The 23153-nt window shown below is 46.9% G+C and carries 21 protein-coding genes; 17 read left to right on the top strand and 4 right to left on the bottom strand.

Annotated features, from left to right (window positions below; translation table 11 throughout):
* Positions 1-153: 153 nt before the first annotated feature.
* The gene (locus tag NE665_RS16145) at positions 154-1362 is read right to left on the bottom strand and encodes an acetyl-CoA C-acetyltransferase (protein ID WP_117444280.1); all 1209 of its coding nucleotides are present in this window, start codon (positions 1360-1362) and stop codon (positions 154-156) included.
* A 342-nt stretch (positions 1363-1704) separates the two neighbouring features.
* Between NE665_RS16145 and NE665_RS16140 the strand changes: the two genes are divergently transcribed.
* The 7 genes from NE665_RS16140 to NE665_RS16110 all read left to right on the top strand — a co-directional run bounded on the left by NE665_RS16140 (position 1705) and on the right by NE665_RS16110 (position 9600).
* Positions 1705-2844 (top strand): acyl-CoA dehydrogenase, encoded by a 1140-nt coding sequence (locus NE665_RS16140; protein ID WP_117444281.1) that lies wholly within the window; start codon positions 1705-1707, stop codon positions 2842-2844.
* A gap of 30 nt (positions 2845-2874) precedes the next feature.
* Positions 2875-3663 (top strand): electron transfer flavoprotein subunit beta/FixA family protein, encoded by a 789-nt coding sequence (locus tag NE665_RS16135; protein ID WP_117444282.1) that lies wholly within the window; start codon positions 2875-2877, stop codon positions 3661-3663.
* Positions 3664-3677: 14 nt separating this feature from the next.
* On the top strand, positions 3678-4706 hold the full coding sequence (locus tag NE665_RS16130; RefSeq protein ID WP_117444283.1) for an electron transfer flavoprotein subunit alpha/FixB family protein: 1029 nt from the start codon (positions 3678-3680) through the stop codon (positions 4704-4706).
* Between the two features lie 74 nt (positions 4707-4780).
* Positions 4781-5620 (top strand): 3-hydroxyacyl-CoA dehydrogenase NAD-binding domain-containing protein, encoded by an 840-nt coding sequence (locus tag NE665_RS16125; RefSeq protein ID WP_117444284.1) that lies wholly within the window; start codon positions 4781-4783, stop codon positions 5618-5620.
* A 99-nt stretch (positions 5621-5719) separates the two neighbouring features.
* On the top strand, positions 5720-6499 hold the full coding sequence (locus tag NE665_RS16120) for a short-chain-enoyl-CoA hydratase (protein WP_117444285.1): 780 nt from the start codon (positions 5720-5722) through the stop codon (positions 6497-6499).
* Positions 6500-6588: 89 nt separating this feature from the next.
* Positions 6589-8136, top strand: coding sequence for an acyl CoA:acetate/3-ketoacid CoA transferase (locus NE665_RS16115; protein WP_117444286.1), 1548 nt, complete (start codon positions 6589-6591; stop codon positions 8134-8136).
* 420 nt (positions 8137-8556) lie between these two features.
* Positions 8557-9600, top strand: coding sequence for a low specificity L-threonine aldolase (locus tag NE665_RS16110; RefSeq protein WP_117444287.1), 1044 nt, complete (start codon positions 8557-8559; stop codon positions 9598-9600).
* Between the two features lie 253 nt (positions 9601-9853).
* Here NE665_RS16110 and NE665_RS16105 read toward each other — a convergent pair whose 3' ends face one another.
* Positions 9854-10948 (bottom strand): metallophosphoesterase, encoded by a 1095-nt coding sequence (locus NE665_RS16105; protein WP_117444288.1) that lies wholly within the window; start codon positions 10946-10948, stop codon positions 9854-9856.
* 806 nt (positions 10949-11754) lie between these two features.
* On the opposite strand from NE665_RS16105, the gene NE665_RS16100 reads away from it, so the two are divergent.
* From NE665_RS16100 to NE665_RS16080, 5 genes are all read left to right on the top strand, one after another.
* Complete coding sequence (locus NE665_RS16100; protein WP_117444289.1) at positions 11755-12939, top strand: helix-turn-helix transcriptional regulator; 1185 nt, start codon at positions 11755-11757, stop codon at positions 12937-12939.
* Positions 12940-13051: 112 nt separating this feature from the next.
* Entirely contained in the window at positions 13052-14272 is a 1221-nt protein-coding gene (locus NE665_RS16095; protein WP_117444290.1) for an MFS transporter, read from the top strand.
* 44 nt (positions 14273-14316) lie between these two features.
* A complete protein-coding gene (locus NE665_RS16090; RefSeq protein WP_233104714.1) occupies positions 14317-14904 on the top strand; it encodes a nitroreductase family protein in 588 nt (195 codons plus the stop codon).
* Positions 14904-15392: a GNAT family N-acetyltransferase gene (locus tag NE665_RS16085; protein ID WP_117444292.1), complete on the top strand. Its 489-nt coding sequence runs from the start codon at positions 14904-14906 to the stop codon at positions 15390-15392. Before NE665_RS16090 ends, NE665_RS16085 begins: the two co-directional genes overlap by 1 nt.
* Positions 15393-15493: 101 nt before the next feature.
* The gene (locus NE665_RS16080; protein WP_117444293.1) at positions 15494-15673 is read left to right on the top strand and encodes a hypothetical protein; all 180 of its coding nucleotides are present in this window, start codon (positions 15494-15496) and stop codon (positions 15671-15673) included.
* Positions 15674-15708: 35 nt separating this feature from the next.
* On the opposite strand, the gene NE665_RS16075 is transcribed toward NE665_RS16080, so the two are convergent.
* The gene (locus NE665_RS16075; RefSeq protein ID WP_117444294.1) at positions 15709-16467 is read right to left on the bottom strand and encodes an alpha/beta hydrolase-fold protein; all 759 of its coding nucleotides are present in this window, start codon (positions 16465-16467) and stop codon (positions 15709-15711) included.
* 90 nt (positions 16468-16557) lie between these two features.
* Here NE665_RS16075 and NE665_RS16070 point away from each other — a divergent pair, with 90 nt between their 5' ends.
* Both NE665_RS16070 and NE665_RS16065 read left to right on the top strand, forming a co-directional pair.
* Positions 16558-17220: a lysoplasmalogenase family protein gene (locus tag NE665_RS16070; RefSeq protein ID WP_117444295.1), complete on the top strand. Its 663-nt coding sequence runs from the start codon at positions 16558-16560 to the stop codon at positions 17218-17220.
* A 59-nt stretch (positions 17221-17279) separates the two neighbouring features.
* The gene (locus NE665_RS16065; RefSeq protein WP_117444296.1) at positions 17280-17537 is read left to right on the top strand and encodes a thioredoxin family protein; all 258 of its coding nucleotides are present in this window, start codon (positions 17280-17282) and stop codon (positions 17535-17537) included.
* Between the two features lie 147 nt (positions 17538-17684).
* On the opposite strand, the gene NE665_RS16060 is transcribed toward NE665_RS16065, so the two are convergent.
* On the bottom strand, positions 17685-18863 hold the full coding sequence (locus NE665_RS16060; protein ID WP_117444297.1) for an ATP-grasp domain-containing protein: 1179 nt from the start codon (positions 18861-18863) through the stop codon (positions 17685-17687).
* Between the two features lie 552 nt (positions 18864-19415).
* On the opposite strand from NE665_RS16060, the gene NE665_RS16055 reads away from it, so the two are divergent.
* The 3 genes from NE665_RS16055 (at position 19416) to argC (ending at position 23152) form a co-directional block, all read left to right on the top strand.
* Positions 19416-20639, top strand: a complete 1224-nt coding sequence (locus tag NE665_RS16055) for an argininosuccinate synthase (RefSeq protein ID WP_117444317.1) — start codon at positions 19416-19418, stop codon at positions 20637-20639.
* 91 nt (positions 20640-20730) lie between these two features.
* On the top strand, positions 20731-22125 hold the full coding sequence (argH, locus tag NE665_RS16050; RefSeq protein ID WP_117444298.1) for an argininosuccinate lyase: 1395 nt from the start codon (positions 20731-20733) through the stop codon (positions 22123-22125).
* Positions 22112-23152, top strand: coding sequence for an N-acetyl-gamma-glutamyl-phosphate reductase (argC, locus tag NE665_RS16045; protein ID WP_117444299.1), 1041 nt, complete (start codon positions 22112-22114; stop codon positions 23150-23152). Before argH ends, argC begins: the two co-directional genes overlap by 14 nt.
* Position 23153 lies beyond the last annotated feature (1 nt).

Genomic DNA, 23153 nt, shown 5'->3' with positions numbered 1-23153 from the left:
ACACTCAATACATCAACATAGTAACTAAAATTCATGCATTTGTCAATAACTTGTGAAAAAATTCATAAGTGAAGTTGTCTGTCCGGATTTCTATTTTTTCTATTTAGAAACACAAAAGCAGGAAAACAAGCTCTTGCGAGCTTGCTCTTTTGTTTATACGCGCTTGATGATGACCGCTGCGCCCTGACCGCCGCCAATGCATAGGGAAGCCAGTCCGATTTTTAAATCACGCTTCTGCATTTCGTGCAGCAGGCTCACCAGAATTCGGTTTCCGGATGCGCCGACCGGATGTCCCAGTGCGATAGCTCCGCCATTGACATTGGTTTTTTCCATAAACGCGCTACGATCCATGCCGGTTGCTTCCGCAAGCTCATGAATTACACCCAGAGACTGTGCAGCGAACGCTTCATTCAATTCTACCAGCTCCATATCCTCAATGCTTAGGTCAGCATACTTCAGCGCATGCAGAATAGCCGGCGTAGGACCAAGACCCATGACGCGCGGATCCACACCGCCCTGACCGATGCCGATGACTTCCGCAAGCGGTGTCAGATTGTATTTTTTAACCGCATCCTCACTGGCGATGATTGTAAAGCTGGCACCGTCATTGATACCGGAGGCATTTCCAGCAGTAACAGTTCCATCCTTTGTGAATGCAGGACGTAGCTTTGCCAGCTTTTCCGGCGTTGATGCGCGGTTTGGATGCTCATCTGTATCGAACACGGTTACACTGCCCTTACGGCCCGGCACCTCTACCGGAACGATTTCATCCTTGAATCGTCCAGCGTCGATGGCAGCGATCGCCTTCTGCTGGGACGCATAGGCAAAGGCATCCTGATCCTCACGGGTAATGGCGTATTTTTTTGCTATATTATCTGCGGTAACGCCCATGTGTATCCCATACATACCATCTGTTAATCCATCATGCAGCATGGAATCCACCATCTTCATATCCCCCATTTTCACACCGTTTCGCACCTTGCTGGGCACCAGATATGGCGCATTGGTCATGGATTCCACTCCACCGGCTACAAAGATATCACCGAATCCGCACTGAATGCGCATGGTTGCTTCCATAACTGCCTTTAACCCGGAACCACACAGCATATTCAAGGACTGTGCACAGACCTCAACCGGGACACCGGCCTTGATACTGACCTGACGTCCGATGTTTTGACCAAGACCTGCCGCAATCACGTTTCCGACAATCACCTCATCAATGTTGGCGGGATCAATGCCTGCCTCCTCGATGGTTCTGCTTAAAACAGCAGCTCCCAAATCTACCAGGGGCATGTTGGTAAGCCCGCCCATGAAGCTTCCAATGGCGCTTCGCTTTGCTGCTACGACATATGCTTTTCTCATGTAATAACCTCCGCTTTCTATGTTGGTCTTCCTTGGGGAAGGGGAAGAGGACCCTTTGTCAAGGCTATGGTAACGGAAGAAAAAACGTTTGTCAAGAAACTTGTTAAAAAATTAACAAATGCGAATGTAGGAATATAATCGGAACAAATGTCAACTTGTTAATCTTGTAACAAAAACTTGTTAAAACTTTAACAAACATATTGACGGGAGCAAAAAAGAGGTCTAAAATGTAGATGGATTATGTATTCTCGACAACGCGATGAATACGCTGCTTATACTATATTTATATAGGCGCATGCAAGCAATCCTAAGTTCAAGTAAATCAAGGAGAGGAGATCACTTATGGACTTCATGTTAACAGAACAACAACAGATGATGAAGAAACTTTTCGCTGAGTTTGCTGAAAAAGATGTAAAACCTCTTGCAGCAGAAGTAGACGAAGATGAACGTTTCCCTAGAGAAAACGTTGAAAAAATGAAAGCCTGCAAAATGATGGGGATTCCGTTCAGCAGAGAATACGGCGGAGCAGGTGCTGACTACCTGAGCTATATTCTGGCAGTCGAGGAGCTGAGCAAAAAATGCGGTACAACAGGTGTTGTATTGTCTGCTCACACATCTCTTGGAACATGGCCAATCGAACACTTCGGAACAGAAGAACAGAAAAACAAATATCTGCCTGACTTATGTACAGGGAAGAAGCTGGCTGCATTCGGTTTAACAGAGCCAAATGCCGGTACAGATGCTGCCGGACAGCAGACAACTGCTGTAAAAGACGGTGATGATTACATCCTGAACGGTACGAAGATCTTTATTACCAATGCTGGTGAAGCAGATGTATATGTAATCTTCGCAATGACAGACAAGACAAAGGGAACACATGGTATCTCTGCATTTATCGTAGAGAAGGGAATGCCAGGGTTCACTGTTGGTCAGCATGAAAAGAAGCTGGGTATCCGCGGTAGTGCAACCAGTGAGCTGATTTTCAACAATGTGCGTTTAAGTAAGGACCACCTGTTAGGACAGGAAGGAAAAGGCTTTAAAATTGCCATGATGACACTGGATGGCGGACGTATCGGTATCGCTGCACAGGCACTTGGTATTGCACAGGGCGCAATTGATGAAACCGTACCTTATGTAAAGGCTCGTAAGCAGTTCGGACGTTCCATTGCGAAATTCCAGAACACACAGTTCCAGCTGGCTGATATGCAGGTAAAAACAGATGCAGCTAGATGGCTGGTATATGATGCAGCAATGAAGAAAGAAAAAGGTCTTCCTTACTCTGTAGAAGCTGCTAAGGCAAAGCTGTTCGCAGCAGAGGTTGCTATGGAGGTTACGACCAAGGCAATTCAGCTGATGGGTGGATACGGTTATACACGTGACTATCCGGTTGAAAGAATGTTCCGTGATGCTAAGATCACTGAAATCTATGAGGGTACTTCCGAAGTACAGCGTATGGTTATCAGTGGCGCAATGCTGAAGTAATACAGAGAGAAAAGAAAGGATACGAAGATTATGAAAATTATCGTTCTTGTAAAACAGGTACCGGATTCTACTGAGATCCGTGTTGACAAAGTTACTGGTACATTGATTCGTGCCGGAGTTCCTAGTATCATCAACCCAGATGATCTGGCTGGTGTGGAAGCTGCATTGCAGCTGAAAGAAAAATACGGGGCAAGCGTTACTATCATTTCCATGGGACCTCCTCAGGCTACGGGAATGCTGAAAGAATTATACGCTCGTGGAGTTGACGAATGTATCCTGATCACTGACCGCAAGTTTGCAGGTGCTGATACATGTGCGACTTCCAGCACACTGGCTGCTGCATTGAACAAGACAGGCTATGACCTGATCATTGCAGGACGTCAGGCAATTGATGGGGATACTGCACAGGTTGGTCCACAGACAGCTGAACGTCTGAACATTCCGCAGGTTACCTACGTAGACGACATTATTGAACTTAGCGATACTGCTGTTACTGTTAGAAAATCACTGGAAGACAGTGAAGAGATCATTGAGGCAAAGCTGCCTTGTGTTCTGACAACATTAAGTGGAATGAACGAGCCACGTTACATGAACTGTAACGATATCGTTGACTCCTTCTCTAAAGAAGTGAAAGTTATGACATTTGATGATTTGGGAATCGATGAGAGCATCGTTGGCCTTGCAGGTTCTCCAACAAAGGTTCACGCTACATTCACCAAAGAAGTATCTGCTGAAACAGAAACATTCGATCTGCCAGCTGCAGAAGCTGCCAAACTGATTGCAAAGACACTGAAAGACAAGCAGATCATTACGAAATAGGAGGAGAAGGAACAATGGCTAAATTTGAAGGATATAAAGACATTTACGTATTCGTAGAACAGAAAAACGGCGAAGTTGCCAACGTTGGATACGAACTGATTTCCGAAGCTAGAAAACTGGTTGCATCCATTCCTCAGATGAACTTCCAGGTTGTCGGTGTACTGCTTGGACACAACATCAAAGACAAGGCAAACGATGTAATCGCACACGGTGCTGACAAGGTGATCGTTGTGGATGATGCGCTGCTGGAAGGATACTCTACACAGTTCTATGCGGATGCCCTGACACAGGTCATCAACAACTTCAAGCCAGACAGCTTCCTGACGGGAGCTACCGTACTTGGTCGTGACCTTGCACCACGTGTAGCTGCTCGTCTGAATGCCGGTCTGACTGCAGATGCTACGAAGATCGAAATCGATCAGGAAAAAGCAAAAGACGGAGAAGCACTGCTGCTGGTTACCCGTCCTACATTCGGTGGAAACCTGTTTGGTACCATCGTATGTCCGGATACGCGTCCGCAGATGGCAACCATCCGTCCAAATGTATTCTCTATGGACGCTGTGGATGCTTCCAGAACTGGAGAGATTGTAGAATTTGCTCCGGCTTGGACAGATACAGATCCTAAGGTCATCGTAAAGGAAGTTATCGCTAAAGTAGTAGAAGGCGTTGACATCACAAAGGCTGATATCCTGGTAGGTGCAGGCCGTGGTGCAGAAGACTGTCTGGATATGGTGCAGGCGGTTGCTGAAGAGCTGGGCGGAGAGCTGTGTGCTTCCCGTGCCGTAGTTGATGATGGATTTGCTGACAAGGCAATTCAGGTTGGGCAGACCGGTAAGACGGTACGTCCTAGTCTGTACATTGCATGCGGTATCTCTGGTGCATGTCAGCATGTTGCCGGTATGGAAAAATCCGATATGATCATTGCCATCAACCGTGACCCGCAGGCTGAAATCTTCAGCATTGCAAACATGGGCTTCATCGGTGATGTTAAGGAAGTTCTTCCTCTGCTGAAGGACGAAATCATCGCTGCAAAAAAAGGATAAGATAACGCATATACAAGAGGGTGGGAAACTGCCCCTCTTGGTATATAAAAAGAAAAAGTAAAGGAGATAAATCTATGAAAAAAGTTGGTGTAATTGGTGCCGGAACAATGGGCCAGGGTATTGCAAATGCATTTGCTTCCAATGGTTACGATGTAACCGTATGTGACATCAAAATCGAATGGGCACAGGGCGGAATCGACAAAATCGCTAAAAAGCTGGACAAACTGGTTTCAAGAGAAAAAATGACTGCTGACAAGGCTGCTGAAGTAAAGGGCAATCTGAAGGCTGGAGAATACAAGGATCTGGCTGACTGCGATCTGATCGTGGAAGCTGTTCTGGAAAAGATGGAAGTTAAGAAAGAGCTGTTCACAACACTGGATGAAATCTGTAAGGATTCCTGTATCTTTGGATCTAACACTTCTTCTTTATCCATCACGGAAATCGCTACTGGAATCAAACACAATGTAATTGGTATGCACTTCTTCAATCCTGCTGACCGTATGAAGCTGGTTGAGGTTATTTCCGGAATCAACACGCCTGTTGAAACAAAGGAAGCAATTCTGGAAATCTCCAAATCCTTAGGGAAAACTCCGGTAGAGGTAGCTGAGGGCCCTGGATTTGTTGTAAACCGTATTCTGGTTCCTATGATCAACGAGGCTGCATTCATCCTGCAGGAAGGAATCGCATCTGTTGAAGATATCGATACAGCTATGAAGCTGGGGGCTAATCACCCTATGGGACCTCTGGCACTGGGTGACCTGATTGGTCTGGATATCGTGGAAGCTATCATGGATGTTCTTTACAATGAAACAAAAGACTCTAAGTATCGCTGCTGTACGCTGATCCGCAAAATGGTTCGCGGTGGTAAGCTTGGTCAGAAGTCCGGTGTCGGATTCTACGACTACTCTAAATAATTCACGCATAGAACACATGACGAGTGAATCTGTAATTTCACATGAAACCCATTGAAATTGTGGATTCACTTTTTAAAAACGGAAAGGAAGATGAATACAATGGAAACTATTTTAGTAAACTATGAAGGACATGTTGCTACGATCACAATCAACCGTCCGAAAGCATTGAACGCATTAAGCACACAAGTTTTGACGGAATTGAACCAGGCACTGGATGAAGTTGCGGCAAACAATGACGTATATGCACTGGTACTTACCGGAGCAGGAGAGAAATCCTTTGTTGCTGGCGCAGATATCGCTGAAATGAAGGATAAGAGTGTGGAAGAGGCTGCGGCATACGGAAAATTCGGTAACGAGGTATTCCGTAAGATTGAGACATTCCGCTGCCCTGTAATTGCTGCTGTAAACGGCTTCGCATTGGGCGGAGGCTGTGAGCTGGCAATGAGCTGCGACATCCGTGTGGCAAGTGAAAATGCAGTGTTCGGACAGCCGGAGGTAGGCTTGGGAATCACACCGGGCTTCGGTGGAACACAGCGTCTGGCACGTCTGGTTGGTACTGGAATTGCGAAGGAAATGATTTATACAGCGAGAAACATCAAAGCAGAGCGTGCATATGCAATCGGTCTGGTAAATAACGTTGTTCCTGCAGAAGAGCTCATGGCAGCTGTTATGAAAATGGCAAATGGTATCGCTAAGAATGCACCGATTGCTGTAGCAAACAGTAAAAAAGCAATCAACAACGGATTGCAGACGGATATCGATGGCGGAATCGCAATCGAAGTAGAAGAATTCTCCAACTGCTTTGCAACGGAAGATCAGACCTATGGTATGACCTGCTTCCTGGAAAAAACAAAGGACAAAAAATTCGCTAACAAATAAGCAAGAAAATTCTTGAGCTTATTATTTCCGTAAACGCTTTCGCTTATGATACACTGAAAGCAGGAAATAATACAAAGGAGGTAATCGATTTGAGTAAAGTAATAAGCATTGAACAGGCAGTTTCCATGATTCCGGATGGTGCTGCTATTGGAATTGGCGGTTTCATCGGATCCGGACATCCTCAGGAATTTTCTGTAGGTATCGAAGAATCCTTTCTCAAGAGCGGACATCCCAAGGATCTGACCATCATGTTTTCTGCGGGAATCGGAGATGGAACAGATCGTCTCGGTTTGAACAAGCTGGGGCACGAGGGACTGCTGAAGCGTATCATCGGTGGTCACTGGGGGCTAATTCCTAAGCTGCAGAAGCTGGTATTTGAAAACAAGGTAGAGGGCTACAACCTTCCTCTTGGAACCATTTCTCTGATGTTTCGTGATATTGCCGGACATCGTCCCGGTACGATAACAAAGGTTGGCTTGAAAACCTTTGTCGACCCTCGTATTGAGGGAGCGAAGATGAATGAGCGCTCTAAGGAAGACCTTGTCGAGCTGATGCATATCGATGGGGAAGAGTGGCTGCGTTATAAATCCTTCCCGCTAAATGTGGCACTGATTCGTGCTACGTATTGTGATGAGGATGGCAATGCGACCATGGAAAAGGAAGCAGCTACTCTGGACTCTCTTTCCATTGCTCAGGCTGCGAAGAATTCCGGCGGTATCGTATTGCTGCAGGTGGAAAAGGTGGTACAGAACGGTACACTGGATCCAAGAAAAGTAAAAATTCCGGGAATTTATGTAGATGGCATCGTTGTTGCACGCCCGGAAAATCACTGGCAGACATATGCGAACCCGTATGATCCTGCATTGAGCGGAGAGGTTAAAGTTCCGGTCAATTCCATTGCACCAATGAAGCTGAATGAGCGTAAGGTCATCTGCCGTCGTGCGGCGATGGAGCTGGATCCCGCTGCGATTATCAACCTTGGCATCGGTATGCCGGAGGGCATCGCCAATGTGGCAAATGAAGAGGGGCTTCCAGGCTTGAAGCTGACGGTGGAAGCCGGTGGAATCGGCGGTGTGCCGAATGCAGGTACTGCATTTGGAACGTGTACAAATCCGGATGCAATCATCGATCAGCCATATCAGTTTGACTTCTATGACGGAGGCGGACTGGATCAGGCATTCCTCGGTCTTGCGGAATGCGACTGCTCCGGTAACATCAACGTCAGCCGTTTCGGACCGAAAATTGCAGGCTGTGGCGGGTTTATCAATATTACACAGACTTCCCCGGTTGTTGTGTACTGCGGTACCTTTACTGCAGGCGGACTCAAGGTTGAGGTCAAAGACGGTAAGCTGCACATTCTGCAGGAGGGAAGAATCAAAAAGTTCAAACAGGAAGTTGAACAGATTACCTTCTCAGCAGATTTCGCAACTGAGACAGGACAAAAGGTTCTGTACGTTACCGAGCGTGCGGTATTCGAGCTGTTGGATGGTAAGCTGACATTAACGGAGATCGCACCGGGCGTTGATCTGGATAAGGATGTTCTGGGACAGATGGAGTTCAAGCCTGCTGTCGCTGATAACCTGAAAACCATGGATGAACGTCTGTTCCGTGATGAATTGATCGGATTAAAGGCATAAATCAAATCAGAAAAGGGATGAAATATCCCTTTTTTTCCATTTTTCTGCCAAAAATTCCAGAACGCTTTACATTATTGCTGTATTTTATATAATAAAGGTGGCTAAAGATTATCACACTTGTTGAAAGTGATGATATAGAGCTCATGCGGGGGAGGCAGTGGAGACCATCGGTCTTGGAGATTGCTTCTCTGGCTGACTCAGCCTTGGTATTGTCTGGCATAGCATTGTGTTGGAATGATAAGGTAGCTTGTAGTGAGTAGCATTAGCATGTAGAAGTCTCAATGGTAGTAGTAATAATCACAGACAATACAGGGCAAACGATTGGCGGTACGGACGATGAGATTCCGGCCGCCTTTTCGTTTCCTTTTCTCTCTGCCTGTATTATAATGATAGAGTAAAAAAGAAATGAGGAATGAATATATGTATAGTTTTCGTAATGATTATAGTGAGGGTGCTCATCCTGATATCCTAAAGCGCCTGCTGGATATGAATCAGTGTCAGAATGTCGGGTATGGTGAGGATGCACTTTGTGAGCATGCAAAGCAAATGTTGAAGGAAAAGCTGCAATGTGAGGATTGCGATATACACTTTCTGGTCGGCGGAACCCAGGCTAATCTGACGGTGATTGCGGCTGCTCTACGTCCGTATGAGGCAGTGATTGCTGTAGATAGCGGGCATATCAATGTTCATGAAACAGGTGCTGTGGAAGCGACTGGGCACAAGGTGCTGATAGCGGATAGTGTGGATGGGAAAATCACACCGGAGGGAATTCGCAAAGCGGTGCATTTGCATGAGGATGAGCATATGGTGAAGCCTGCCATGGTCTATATCTCAAATGCGACGGAAATCGGAACCATCTATCACAAGGAGGAATTAACACAGATTGCAGCAGTTTGCAGGGAATACGGCTTGTATCTGTTTATGGATGGTGCCCGCATGGGTGCTGCTCTTGCAGCAGAGGATAATGATGTATCCTTCGCTGATTTGTGTACATACTGTGATGTATTCTATCTTGGCGGGACCAAGAATGGCGCTTTCTTCGGGGAAGCGGTTGTTATTGTCAACGATGAATTGAAAAAAGACTTCCGCTATATGATCAAACAGCGCGGTGGCATGCTTGCCAAGGGGTGGCTGCTGGGTGTACAGTTTGCGGCATTGTTTGAAGGAAACCGCTATATTGAAATCGCAGCGCATGCAAACCGTATGGCACAGAAGCTGCAAGATGCCATGGAGGCTTGCGGTCTGCCATTCTTTATCAAGACGACAACGAATCAAATTTTCCCTATTCTACCCAATATGCTGATTGAAGAGCTGCAGAAGGAATATGCATTTCAGGTCTGGGAAGCAATGGATGAAACACATACGGCAATGCGCTTTGTGACATCCTGGGCAACAGAAGAGAAGGAAGTGGATCGATTTATCGAATTTGTGAACGCCCTGCTTGTACGGATGCGGGAAAGCTAGTAAGCTTCCAATTACAGAAAAGGCATGCATCGCGATTTGTATAAACAGATAGGAATATAAAAAAGCTTATCACCAATCCCTTGGTAAGGCTTGTTCTTACTCAAAAATAGCAGGGTACATCAATGAAACGAACCCTACTACTTTTCCTCTTGATGATATTCAAAAGTGAGTGAGAACCGGGGCGGTTATAAGCCTTTTGCTTTGCAAAGGCAAAGCGTTTATATTCTCCTTCATAGCATGTATGTGCATGTGTTCAGTGTACGCAGGTGAGTGCATCAGCAGGAATCCAGCCCATCAGGCCCTGCTTTTTCACAAGCACAGCCTCTTTTGTGCGGCGTACGATTTTTACCAGATCTCCACGCTTGGCAGGTATCTGGTAATTGGTGAAATCACAGGCATGAAGCTCCTTGCCCTTGTGAAACAAAAATTCTTTTGCGATAGGCACCACTCTGCCGCTGGCTTCATGCCGGCAAAGACAGCAGACGCCTTCATCGCGCAGCACATGTACGCGTCCCTCATGCCAGGTGATAAAAAAGGGAGCCCTGTTGACGGGGAGAACATCACGAGTTATACGTGCCTTCTTCAGCTGATCACTGCATGCGAACTGAAATCTTCCCTGCTCGTAAATGAGTGCATTCAGCTGTCCTGCCGATTTTACTTCATTTCCGCCGTCTATGGATATGATATGACGATGTGTGTCAATAATGGGATTGAAGCAGCAGATGTCGGTTCGATATTCGCTTACCGGCAGGTGTCCGACGACAATGTATTTATGAAAGCTGACGGCCTCCTTCATAAATAGATCCTGTACCATGATATCACGCATATCCCGACCATAGGTTTTTTCATCCCGTATGCCTGCGTGGGCAAAGATGAACTGCTCTGTTTCAATCACATGGGGAAGCCTGTCGATAAAGGTCAATTCCCTGAGAAATACCTCTCGCAGCTTCTTGCTGAGAACAACCATATCCGTATCCCTGTCGATGTGTTGACCGATGCGCTGTGCCATTTCATGCAGAATGCTGTTGCATCGATTCAGCAGAATCTCCTGCAGAAAATCCAGACGGGTATCATACAGCACATTGCGGCATACTACATCGCAGTTCCCAATCATGGGATGCACATGCGAATATCTGGAAAGCTCCATGATGTAGTGCAGTGTTTCCAGATTATAGGGTCCCTTTTCAAGTAAATCACCAACGAGGAACAGCTCGTCCTTTTCCGGGTCAAAGGCAACTTTGCGGAGCAGCTTTTTCAATACAGGCAGATTGCCATGAATATCGCTGATGGCAATAATTCTTCTGTTCTCTGATAAAACAGAATACGAATGAATGGAACGATCAAACATAGACGGCCTCCTTTATCTCTGGCTCAATTATAGTGAATTTCCGTTTGTCATGCAAGAAAAACGTTGTAAACTTCTACATTCTGCTCTATCCTAGTCCCATAAAGAGGGAAGTCATCCAGGAAGCATAAAATGATGAAGCAGCTTTTTAAGGCGGCTTTCAGATACAAGCCTTCAGCAATGCGGCAGCAAAGCTAGCAAGCACCAATTATTATCGCTATCAGACGACTGCATGAGATGCACAAACGATAGCAGAGCTGATATATAGCAGTGCATGGTATGCAAATGGCTGCTATGCGCGCAATCAACACGATGCACCTGCAATCCTGCAAATGCTTTATAAGCATTTCTATCCCGTGTGGAGACCTTTGCATTGGCAGACTTGTTCCCACAACAACCTCAGCATTGCCTCTTGAATAGCTACCATAGTTTGTCCTGTATCTTTTTGGTAATGCTTGCGTGCAGACAAAGTTTGATTATGCAGCAATCCTTGTAGCATAATGTCTTCTGACTGAGGGAAGAAGGAGGGGCTTTTGTTTGCTTGTATTGTGATCTCATACCTGATATCATCATGATATCCATGTGGCTGTTGAGCAGCAGGTAAATTTCATGCAGTGAAGTGCTGAGATAGGTAACAGAAGGCGGATGTGGGTTTGGAGGCTGTCTATGAATGAAAAATGTTTGCATCGGCGGCAGCGATTGTCGTCATAAGAAAAGCTGTGGAAGTGGCTGCTTGTATTCGTGCTGCGTATTGCAGAACGGCGATCTGGTATGCGCTTCTGCAACGAAAATGAAAATGAGGTGATTTTATGGATTTACGAGGCTTTTTAATACGTTGTCATCGGCTGCAGAGAAACTACTCACAGGAGGGGCTGTGTCATGGCATCTGCGCTGTTTCCTATCTCAGTAAGCTGGAGCAGGGAAAGGTACAGGCGGCGGATGAAATTTATCAGGCGCTGTTTCACAGACTGGGGATAGCGTTTCAGGAGCAGCCAGAATGGCTCACTGTTTGGAAGGAAAAGCTTCAGGAGCTTGCTGCAGCCTGGTTTTATGAGGAACAAAGCGAAGCTTTTGAGCTGGAGGAACAGATGGAGCGACTTTTAAATTCTCCCCTCTGTGTGGATGCTTTGCTTATAAAAGCGTTGTATGAAAAGGAGCAGGCAGAAACAACATTGGCATCAGCTTCGGTTTTTCTTCCCTATATGCAGGATGATCAGCGGTTTTTATATCATTTTCTATGTGCGAGACAGGCATTTCAAGCAAAGGAAGCACACGCGCTTTCAGAGATACTCGCCCAGCTGCAGGAAGCACAGAAATATGGAGGCTGGAGTATTTTATATCAGGAAAAGGGATATGTGTATGCTCGTATGGGAGACTACTCGCAGGCTCTGCATCACCATCTAAAGGCCTATGACCTTGCCTGTGAGGAAGGCTTTCTGCCCTGCATGATCGATGCGTCCATGCATGTCGCAAACTGCTATTCCGGCATGCATGCGGAAGGCGTCATGCTGATGTATTATGAGCGCTGTGAGCACCTTTGCCGCAGCAGCAAAAACAAGCAGATGCAGGCCCATGTATGGTATAATATCGGATCCACATATCAGCAGTGGGGGGAGGATCAAAAGGCGCTGCCACTGCTTCTAAAGGCCTATCAGATACTGGATGATACCTTTTTATGCTGTCATAAGCTGGCTCTATTATATGAACGGCTAGATCAAAAGAAGGAAGGGCTTCGCTATGTACAGGAGATGGAGAGGCAGCTGGATTCCCATGAGAACGATGGTCGCAGAGAAATCGTGCAGTTTGTGAAATACCGCTATGGGACTGCAGTCGATGCCAAGGTGTATATCGATTGCTTGTACAAGCTTTGTGACAGCTCCCTCTATTTCCACGGCTTTCGCCAGTTTCATCTGTCCTACCTCATTACTGCTTTGAAAAAGAGCCGCCGATACAAGGAGGTCATGCAGCTGATGGAGGAAACGGAATTTTCTTAAAAAACTGTTTTTTTTAATACCTTAACCCTGATATTCGGTTGCGATTTTCCCAAATACAGGGTATTTTTTGTATTCATATAATGGAGTATACTGAGTGTAGGAGATGATGTATATGAAAAAGACCCTATGGTCACATGATTTTACGATTATTACACTGGGGACACTGATCAGTGCAATCGGTTCTACCGCCATGAGCTTTGCACTGTCGCTTGTTGTTTTCGACCATACCTCCTCAACACTCATGACGGGGATTTTCTCAGCGGTATCCCTGATGCCGACGGTTCTGATTCCCATTCTGGCAGCGCCACTGGTCGATGGCAGCAGCAGAAAGCGTTTGATCGTCATGCTGGACAGTGGAAATGGCATTCTGTATCTGCTGTTTGCCGCCTTTCTGCTTGTACAGGAATTTTCTTATGCGGGCTATCTAATATTTTCCCTGCTTACCGCATCCACCGGAGCCATTTATTCTCTGGCATATTCCTCCCTGTATCCCGATCTGATTCCCAAGGGCTTTGCACAGAAGGGCTATTCCGTATCCTCTTTGATTTATCCCAGTGTGACAGCGTTATTCACACCGGTTGCATCCCTGCTGTATGTACATCTGGGGATTGCCTGGATTTGTGCGATGGAGGGTGTGCTGCTGTTGCTGGCAGCTCTGTTTGAAGCGCGTATACGCTATCAGGAAACAGTCGGAAAGCGTGTATTTACCATGCAGGGGTATAAGGCAGATCTGTTGGATGGCTTTCGTTATCTAAAGAAAGAAAAGGGAATCCGTTCCATTTACGGCTACATGGCGGTTACCAATGCCTCGGCAGAGGGGATCAATCTGGTAACCATGGCGATGTTTCAATCATCTCCCATACTCACAACGACGATGTATGCATTTCTGACAACGGCGGATACCCTTGGGCGTATGGCTGGAGGGTTTATGCATTACGTCCTGCATATTCCGGCAAAGAAACGCTATCAGGTAGCTGTCAGCGTGTATGCAGTTTATGAATCGCTGGATATGGTGTTCCTGTTTCTTCCTTATCCGCTCATGGTTGTCAATCGATTTACCTGCGGCTTTCTGGGCATCAATTCCCTGAATATACGGGAAGCCAGCACACAGAACTATTTGCCCTCTCACATGCGGGCAAGAGTGAATGCATTGTTTCAGGTGCTGGTTGCTCTCATCATGATGGCTTCCAGATTCAGCGCAGGTGTAATTGCACAATACGTATCCTATCCAGTAACGGCCCTGCTGTTTGCCTCTGTATCCATGCTTGCTATTTTCCTGCTGATTATCCGCAACAGGAAGCAGGTTTCCAAAATCTATAATCAGGAGCTATGAGATGTGGGTATGCAGTGCTATAATGGATAGGAGGAGGGATCTTTATGCTGAAGGATCTGTTATTGAAAAACCGAAGCTATCGGGGATATGATGAAACAAGAGCGGTTACTCGCAAGGAGCTGATTAATCTGGTAGAGCATGCCAGACTGACACCTTCCAGTGTGAATAAACAGGCGCTGAAATATTATCTAGCCTGTGAGAGGGAAGAGACGGATCGGATTCAGCCCTTAACCGCATGGGCAAAAGCCCTGAAGAAGGAGGTGCCGTACAAGGGACATTGCCCCAGAGCCTTTATCGTGATTTGTCAGGATACGGCCATTTCACCGGCACTTGATGCATATTTGAAGGATGTTGGTATTGTAGCTCAGACGATGCTGCTGCGTGCTGCAGAGCTGGGGCTTGGCGGCTGTATGATTGGCAGCTTTCAAAAGGAAGCATTGCAGCAAGTGCTGAAGCTCAGAGAGCAGCTTCGTCCGCTGCTGGTTCTGGCTATTGGAAAACCGGATGAAACGATTGTCCTTGAGAATGTGAATGAACAGGGAGATACGACATATTATCGGGATGCACAGGATGTGCACCATGTTCCAAAGCGTAGTGTCAGGGAGCTGGTCATCAATGGAGAGGACAGCTGATGCTGCGAGATTATCAACGACAGGATCTGCCACAGATGTGCCGCATATGGAATGCTGTAGTCGCACAGGGAAATGCCTTTCCTCAGCTGGAGCAGCTGGATGAACAAAGCGGCGATGTCTTTTTTTCCTCTCAGAGCAAGACGCGTGTCTGTATCGATGAGGATACTGTGCTGACGGGGCTGTATATCCTGCATCCGAATAATGTAGGTCGCTGCGGACATATATGCAATGCCAGCTTTGCAGTCGATCAGAAGCAAAGGGGAAAGCATATCGGTAGAGCGCTGGTGCTGGACTGTATGCAGACGGCAAAGGCTTTGGGCTTTCGCATTCTACAGTTTAATGCTGTCGTAGAAAGCAATGCTTCCGCACGGCATTTGTATGAGAGTCTGGGATTTCACGCTCTGGGCACCATACCGGGCGGCTTTTTACAAAGTGATGGAGCATACGTTAATATCGTGCCCTACTATATTTCTCTAACGAAGCAGTAAGGTGAAAAGCTTTCCCAAAAACAGGCGAAGTATTCCAGAAGTATGTACATACACTGGTTATATGGTATGATATAGATAGATAAGGAAAGGAGGGGACGGCAATGTCAGGTCGCAAAAAAATCGTAATGACTAAGGCTGTCAGAGAGCGGATGCAGAAGGATATCGAATACGGACAAAATATGCAGGCATATTGGAACCAGTATCGCAGAGATTTTCTGATTCTGCTGGCTGTGCTCCTCTTAGTGATGCTGATTTTGGTGATCGCGAATATCCTGCTATGACTACAGAAAAAGCGGACTTCAAATATCCGCTTTTTTCATTGTGTAAACAGCCATGGAAGGACGGTATCCAGCTCCTGTTCCCAGCTTTCCTCATTATGTCTTCCCTTGAAGACGAGATTGGGATACACCCTAGCCTCTTTTTCCTCAAGGCTGCGCATCAGCTCGAGAATTCTGCCGCTGGCAAGCGCCAGCTGCTGCTTGCTGCGAAATTCATCACTCCCCCAGGATATATAAATTTTATGCGAACGCAGCTTGGGACAGGCCTGAATTTCGGTAAGAAGCTCCTCCTTCAGACGATAGATGAAGGGGGATAGGACGGCTGCCTTACTGTAAATATCACAGTGATGGACAACTGCATACAGTGCCATAAGACCGCCCATTGAGCTGCCGCCGATTGCTGTATGTTGCTTTCCGGGCAGTGTCCGGTAGGCATGATCGATCCAGTGCTTCAGGTCGCTGCTCATCCACTCCATAAGCTCCTTGCCCTGACCGTGAATAAAACCAACCGTCGTATCACTGAAGTCATAGGGAGAGAATTCTTCCAGCCGGCGATTTCCTTCATGGTTGCATTCCACACCGACGACGATAAGCGGTGCAGTATGCTCATCCAGCCATCGCTTCAATCCCCAGCTTCTGCCAAATGTCGCATCCTCATCGTAGAACAGGTTGTGACCATCAAACATATACAGGACAGGGTAATGCCTTGTTTCGTTTTCGTAATCCTCCGGCAGATAGATATGCAGCATTCTCATATCCTGAAAGCAGGGGATATAAATATCTCGTTTCTCAATCATACCATCACCTCATGGTCAGTATTATAGCACAAAAATGATGTCAAATGATGTTGGGTTTGTTATAATTGGGATAGGAAGGGGAGAGAGGCTATGATCGGTATTGCATGTCTGCTGTTTCTGTTCGTTGTTCTGTATTATATTTTCAAGGAGCATTCCTCTGCGTTTACCGCACTGGGCTGGAAAAGTGCTTCCTCCTTCTGCTTTCTGCTCGTCGGCTTTTGTGCGTTTGCTGCTTGTGAGGATAGGTGGTATGGGGGATGGATGCTGGCAGGACTTGTGCTGGGAGCGATTGGTGATGTTCTGCTAGCCCTGCCGTTTTGCTATCCCAAAAGGAAGGACTTCTTCTTTCTGACAGGACTGCTCTTTTTCCTATTCGGACATCTGGCATATGTGGCTGCACTTTATGTCATGCCGATGAAAGCGGGGGTTCTGACTGCGATTTGTTCGGCTTTACTGGCATTGCTCGTCATCGCAGGCTTAACGCGCAGCAAGGTGGATTTTGAAGCGATGCGTCTTCCCAGTACGGTCTATGCTGCTGTTATTTTGTTTATGGAAGCGTGCGCTCTTTGGCATTTGCAGGATGGAATGGCATATGGCGGCATCCTGAATATAGCCACGCTGTGCTTTGTGATGAGTGATCTGATTCTGGCATTTATGCTGTTTGGCAATCGAAGCACAGCACGCATGACCCGCTGGAATCTGAGTCTGTACTACACAGCGCAGCTTTTGCTGGCACTGACAATGCTGCTGTAGGCATATTCCTGTGGCTTTGGGGCATGCTGTGCTATAGTAATATAAAGGAGATGATGTTCATGAAGCATGTACGTATGATGTATTTGAAGGGATGTCCGCATTGCAAAGCGGCATTCGCAATGGTAAAGGAATTGCAGGACAGCTATCCTGAGCTGCGGGACGTGGTCATAGAGGAAATTGAGGAACAGGAACAGAAGGAGCTTGCGGATTCTCTGGACTACTGGTATGTTCCAACCTATTTCGTAGATGGTGTTAAGCTTCTGGAGGGTGTTCCGACAAAGGAAAAGGTGGAGAATGTGCTGCGCGCTGCATTGTAGGACTATGGACCTTTGCATGATAAAAGAACAGCCATACCCTCGCGGTTATATTTGAAAAAAAGAAAAAGAAATTTCGCAAATGAAGCTCTTCATCATTTGCGAAATCTCTTTTTTATGTCCCGTTTTCGTATTAGTTTGCTTTTTTCGTTATTCCTGTACATAGAGGAAGAAATCAAGGATTTCCTCCTCGGTTTTAAAGCGTGCTACAATCACTTCATCACCCATCGCAGTGGCAAGAGCCGCAGGAAGACGGCGAATCATCAAAATACTGTCGCGGTAGGTATCCTGAATGTCCTGTGTCGTATGTGCATAGTGCAGACGGTCTCTTCTTCCGATGAAGCCGGAGGAATACTTACGTACCTGCTGGTAATGGATCGTGTCGTGAACGATCATATCTGCCCACAGCTGATAGACATTGCTGTCATTGGCATAGTTGATCATATCCGGCAAAAAGCCGCCGGGTGGGCGCATATTGACCTCAAGGCCGATAATATCTCCTTTTTTACCGACTGCCTGATCCTCCAGCAGACGGAAAAATTCAAAATGGAAGAATCTGCTGCGGGTATCAAAGGCTTCCACACTGCGGATACCGGCCTCCATGATGTCGGCAGGAATATCCTTATAGGAATAACAGCCGATATTTTTCTGCTCATTGACAGCATCCATAATACTATCCGTGTATTGATGAGAGGTCACAAACAGCAGCTCCTTTTTGCTGTTCGTGATACCGTCAAAGGAAAAACAGCTTCCGTTTATGTATTCCTCCATAATCATAGCCTCCTTGAAGCCATGGGTAAAGGCAGTGCGCAGCTCTTCCTCGTTTTTGATTTTGTGCGTATCACTTGCGCCTACGCCGATATCCGGCTTGATCACGATTGGATATCCGACAAGCTCTGTGAATGCCTGTGCATCCTTGAGGGTGGTTGCCAGCTGCCAGCGTGCGGTTTTCAACCCGGCAGCTGCAAAAAATTCCTTCATGCGATGCTTACTCTGACAGTTGTCGAGCGCTTCACAGGGGAATCCGTTTTCAACATGGAAATCTCTGCGCAGGGCTGCATCCTGACGAAGCCAGTATTCATTATTTGATTCAATCCAGTCGATTTTACCATGCTTATAGGTAAACCAGGCAACAGCCCGCAGCATTTCATCGTAATTTTCAAGACTGGAAACCTGATAGAAGTCATTGATGGAATTCTTCAGATTGGTGCTTAACGAGTTATACGGAGTGTCCGCAATCGCCAGCACATTGACGCCGTTGTTCTTCAATCCCTGACAGAACAGCCAGTAGCTTTCCGGAAAGTGCGGAGAAATAAAGATAAAGTTCATAAGACTCCCTCCTGACGGTTATTTCATATGTATAGCTAAATTCTACTGTATTCTGCAGGGATTGTCAAAGCAGTCTTGCTTGAGACGGTATAAAATGAAAGAAAGAAACTTGTTTTGTAATAAAAATGAAACAAATGATAACAAAATGTAAAATTATGAAATTTAAGGTTGACATTGTGTTTTCACAGTAGTATGATGTATTCAACAAATCGATGATGCAGGAGAGTAATCATACTGGGATCTAAAGCGAGACAGCGTTGGTGGAAGGCTGTTGTGAAATGTATGAGGAAACGCACCTGCTAGAGCCTGTGGGAATCAAGTATCATGGGACGCGATCTTTCTGCGTTATGAAATAAGGGGTTCTGTCGCTGACAGAGCAACGGAAGTGGTACCGCGTGCAAGCGTCTTTCGAGCATATCGAACGGCGCTTTTTTTGTACATGAGGTGAGAGTATGAAAAATATGATGAAACGACGATGAAAGCGATGAGGAAGACTGAAAACGTGTTACAATGAAGGTAGAGCAAAAGCAAAAGAAAGTAGAGGAGAAGAACATGGAAACAAAAGACATCAAGAAGGTAGTACTCGCATATTCCGGAGGACTGGATACCTCCATCATCATTCCTTGGCTGAAGGAGCATTACAATAACTGTGAGGTTGTTGCAGTATCTGCCGACGTCGGTCAGGGAACAGAGCTGGACGGGCTGGAGGAAAAAGCAATCAAGACCGGTGCCAGCAAGCTGTATATTCTGGATTTAAAGGATGAATTTGTTGAGGATTATATTTATCCGTGTCTGAAGGCCAATGCGGTCTATGAGGATGTATATCTGCTGGGAACCGCCTTTGCACGACCGCTGATCGGACAAAAGCTGGTGGAAATCGCAAAGCAGGAGGGGGCTGACGCCATCTGTCACGGCTGTACCGGTAAGGGGAATGACCAGGTGCGTTTCGAGCTGGCTATCAAGGCATTTGCACCGGATATGCCGATCATTGCGCCATGGCGGACATGGGAGCTGAAATCCAGAGATGATGAAATTGATTATGCAGAAGCGCATAATATTCCGTTGAAAATTTCAAGGGAAACCAATTATTCCAAGGATAAGAATCTGTGGCACCTAAGCCATGAGGGACTGGATCTGGAGGATCCGATGAATGAACCGCAGTATGACGACATACTGGAGATGGGAGTGACGCCGGAACAGGCACCGGATACACCAACCTATATCACACTGTCCTTTGAAAAGGGAATCCCAACCGCATTAAATGGTGAAAAGCTGGGCGGTCAGGCCATGGTTACAAAGCTGAATGAGATTGGCGGAGCCAATGGCATCGGTATTATTGACATGGTAGAAAACCGTCTGGTGGGAATGAAGAGCCGCGGTGTGTATGAAACGCCGGGCGGAACCATTTTATATAAGGCGCATCAGTGGCTGGAGTCCATCTGTCTGGATAAGGAAACCATGCATTACAAGCAGGGGGTAGGGGTGAAATTCGGTGAAATTCTATACAATGGACAGTGGTTTACTCCGCTTCGTGAGGCATTGAGTGCGTTTGTTGATAAGACAAGTGAAACCGTGAGCGGCGAGGTAAAAATCAAGCTGTATAAGGGAAATCTTACACCAGCCAGCATCTCCTCACCATATACCTTATATTCCGAGCAGATTGCAAGCTTTGGGGAGGATGATTCCTATGATCAAAATGATTCCGCAGGCTTTATCAATCTGTATGGCCTGCCGATCAAGGTGAAGGCAATCATGGATGAAAAACGGAAGAAATAAATATAGATAAGAAGGGAAGTCAGTTCGGGAATGCTGCGGCATTTGACCTGCACCACTTCCAGCATACAAGGAAAAGAGAGGACGAGAGCATATGAATTTATGGGATGCACGATTCAAAAAGGAAGCAGATCAGCGGCTGAATGATTTCAACTCCAGTATTTCCATTGACCATCTGATGGTTATGCAGGACATTGAGGGCTCCAAGGCACACGCCGCTATGCTGGCGCGTTGCGGTATTATCAATGCAGCGGATGGGGCTGCGATTCAGCAGGGATTAAACGACATCCGAAGTGACATCGAAAGCGGCACGCTTCCGATTGATCCCGCAGCGGAGGATATTCATATGTTCATGGAGCAGGAGCTGACCAAGCGCATCGGGGATGCGGGAAAGCGATTGCACACAGCACGCTCCCGTAATGATCAGGTGGCACTGGATACCCGTATGTATTGCAGTGATGAGGTACGTGCGGTATGTGACAAGCTGCAGGAGCTGCTGGCAATGCTGTGCGAAAAGGCACAGGAGCATACGGAAACCATTATGCCGGGCTATACGCATCTGCAGCGTGCACAGCCCATTACCTTCGCCCATCATCTGATGGCCTATGCGGAGATGTTTCTGCGCGATCTGCAGCGATTGCAGGAGGCACAGAAGCGTATCCGAATACTGCCGCTTGGAAGTGGCGCCCTGGCGGCTACCACCTATCCGATCGACCGTGAATTTGTCAGGGAGCAGCTGCACTTTGACAGCATCAGCATGAATTCTCTGGACGGTGTCAGTGATCGCGACTTCTGTATAGAAATCGCTTCCGATCTTTCCATGGTTATGATGCATCTGTCCCGTTTTGCGGAAGAGGTCATTTTGTGGTGCTCCTGGGAATTCAAGTTTATGGAGCTTGACGATGCCTTTGCGACAGGAAGCAGCATCATGCCGCAGAAGAAGAACCCCGATGTAGCAGAGCTGATTCGAGGTAAAACCGGACGGGTATATGGCGATTTACAGACGCTGCTAACGATGATGAAGGGACTTCCGCTTGCCTATAATAAGGATATGCAGGAGGATAAGGAGGCCATTTTTGATGCTTTGCATACAGTGCAGCTGTGTCTAACCACCTTTACACCGATGCTCAAAAGTGCAGCAATTCGCAAGGATAATATGCGTAATGCAGCAGCGAAGGGCTTTATCAATGCCACGGACTGCGCCGATTATCTGACAAAGAAGGGCATGGCATTTCGGGATGCCTACCGTGTATTGGGCAGAGTGGTAAGCTATGCTCAGGAACAGGAAAAAACACTGGAAACACTGACACTGGATGAATATAAAAGCTTCAGTGATCAGTTTGAAGAAGATATTTATGAAGCGATTTCTCTGGAAACCTGTGTGAAGCAGCGCAAGGTCATCGGTGGACCGGCTCCGGAAATCGTTGCTGCGCATATCGAGCATGTGAACATGATACGAAAGGAGATGGGGGCAGATGAAACCGATTAAAGCGGGTGTTATCGGTGCCAGCGGCTATGCCGGGGCAGAGCTTGTACGACTGCTGCTGATGCATCCATATGCTGAGCTGACGGCAATCAGCTCCCAAAGCTATACCGGAAGGCCGATCAGTGAATTGTATCCGGGCTTCTATCAGCTCTGTGATATGGTATTCTGTGATGAGGACACGGTAATTGCAGCATCGGATGTCGTATTTGCATCCCTGCCGCACGGTCTCAGTGAGCCGCTGGCACGCAAATGCTATGATGCTCATGTGAAATTCATTGATCTGGGGGCGGATTTCCGTCTGCGTGATGAGCAGGACTACAGGGAATGGTACAAGCTGGATTATCATGACAGTGAGCTTCATGAGCTGGCTGTGTATGGCTTGCCGGAGCTGTATCGTGCGCAAATCAAGGGGGCGGATATCATCGGAAATCCGGGCTGCTATCCAACCAGCGTTGCGCTGGCTCTTGCACCGCTCATGAAGCTGGGGCTGGTCAATGAGCAGCACATTATCATTGATGCGAAGTCGGGGACAACCGGGGCAGGCAAGGGGCTGAGTGATACCACACATTTCCCTCGCTGCAATGAAGCCTTTGCTCCGTATAAGGTTGCGGCACACCGCCATACACCGGAAATTGAACAGACCCTGTCTGAGCTGTGCCAAGGCAACGCAAGCATTACCTTTACACCGCATTTACTGCCGATTAACCGCGGTATCATTTCCACGATTTATGTGGATTTGACGGATGAGGCGATTCTGGAGGAGCTGTGGACGATGTATCGCGTGTTCTATCAGGATGAACCCTTTGTCCGCGTACTGCCGCTAGGCAGCTGTGCGGATTTGAAATATATTAAGTATTCTAACTTCTGTGATGTGTCCCTGCATATGGATACACGCAATAACCGCCTGATTCTGGTATCGGCTATCGACAATATGGTGAAAGGCGCTGCCGGACAGGCTATACAAAATATGAACATTCTGTTCGACTGTAAGGAGGACAGCGGGCTGATGTATGTGCCTGCCTCCTTCTAGG

Origin of the sequence: Clostridium sp. DFI.1.208 (assembly GCF_024463855.1) — a bacterium.
GTDB lineage: Bacteria > Bacillota_I > Bacilli_A > Erysipelotrichales > Erysipelotrichaceae > Clostridium_AQ.
Note: the sequence above shows the minus strand (reverse complement) of the source record. Positions and strands in the feature narration are given on the sequence as shown.

Excerpts from the sequence above, each read along its gene's own strand:
- NE665_RS16145 (WP_117444280.1), bottom strand. The coding sequence starts at position 1,362 with ATGAGAAAAGCATATGTCGTAGCAGCAAAGCGAAGCGCCATTGGAAGC.
- NE665_RS16140 (WP_117444281.1), top strand. The coding sequence starts at position 1,705 with ATGGACTTCATGTTAACAGAACAACAACAGATGATGAAGAAACTTTTC.
- NE665_RS16135 (WP_117444282.1), top strand. The coding sequence starts at position 2,875 with ATGAAAATTATCGTTCTTGTAAAACAGGTACCGGATTCTACTGAGATC.
- NE665_RS16130 (WP_117444283.1), top strand. The coding sequence starts at position 3,678 with ATGGCTAAATTTGAAGGATATAAAGACATTTACGTATTCGTAGAACAG.
- NE665_RS16125 (WP_117444284.1), top strand. The coding sequence starts at position 4,781 with ATGAAAAAAGTTGGTGTAATTGGTGCCGGAACAATGGGCCAGGGTATT.
- NE665_RS16120 (WP_117444285.1), top strand. The coding sequence starts at position 5,720 with ATGGAAACTATTTTAGTAAACTATGAAGGACATGTTGCTACGATCACA.
- NE665_RS16110 (WP_117444287.1), top strand. The coding sequence starts at position 8,557 with ATGTATAGTTTTCGTAATGATTATAGTGAGGGTGCTCATCCTGATATC.
- NE665_RS16105 (WP_117444288.1), bottom strand. The coding sequence starts at position 10,948 with ATGTTTGATCGTTCCATTCATTCGTATTCTGTTTTATCAGAGAACAGA.
- NE665_RS16100 (WP_117444289.1), top strand. The coding sequence starts at position 11,755 with ATGGATTTACGAGGCTTTTTAATACGTTGTCATCGGCTGCAGAGAAAC.
- NE665_RS16095 (WP_117444290.1), top strand. The coding sequence starts at position 13,052 with ATGAAAAAGACCCTATGGTCACATGATTTTACGATTATTACACTGGGG.
- NE665_RS16090 (WP_233104714.1), top strand. The coding sequence starts at position 14,317 with ATGCTGAAGGATCTGTTATTGAAAAACCGAAGCTATCGGGGATATGAT.
- NE665_RS16085 (WP_117444292.1), top strand. The coding sequence starts at position 14,904 with ATGCTGCGAGATTATCAACGACAGGATCTGCCACAGATGTGCCGCATA.
- NE665_RS16080 (WP_117444293.1), top strand. The coding sequence starts at position 15,494 with ATGTCAGGTCGCAAAAAAATCGTAATGACTAAGGCTGTCAGAGAGCGG.
- NE665_RS16075 (WP_117444294.1), bottom strand. The coding sequence starts at position 16,467 with ATGATTGAGAAACGAGATATTTATATCCCCTGCTTTCAGGATATGAGA.
- NE665_RS16070 (WP_117444295.1), top strand. The coding sequence starts at position 16,558 with ATGATCGGTATTGCATGTCTGCTGTTTCTGTTCGTTGTTCTGTATTAT.
- NE665_RS16065 (WP_117444296.1), top strand. The coding sequence starts at position 17,280 with ATGAAGCATGTACGTATGATGTATTTGAAGGGATGTCCGCATTGCAAA.
- NE665_RS16060 (WP_117444297.1), bottom strand. The coding sequence starts at position 18,863 with ATGAACTTTATCTTTATTTCTCCGCACTTTCCGGAAAGCTACTGGCTG.
- NE665_RS16055 (WP_117444317.1), top strand. The coding sequence starts at position 19,416 with ATGGAAACAAAAGACATCAAGAAGGTAGTACTCGCATATTCCGGAGGA.
- argH (WP_117444298.1), top strand. The coding sequence starts at position 20,731 with ATGAATTTATGGGATGCACGATTCAAAAAGGAAGCAGATCAGCGGCTG.
- argC (WP_117444299.1), top strand. The coding sequence starts at position 22,112 with ATGAAACCGATTAAAGCGGGTGTTATCGGTGCCAGCGGCTATGCCGGG.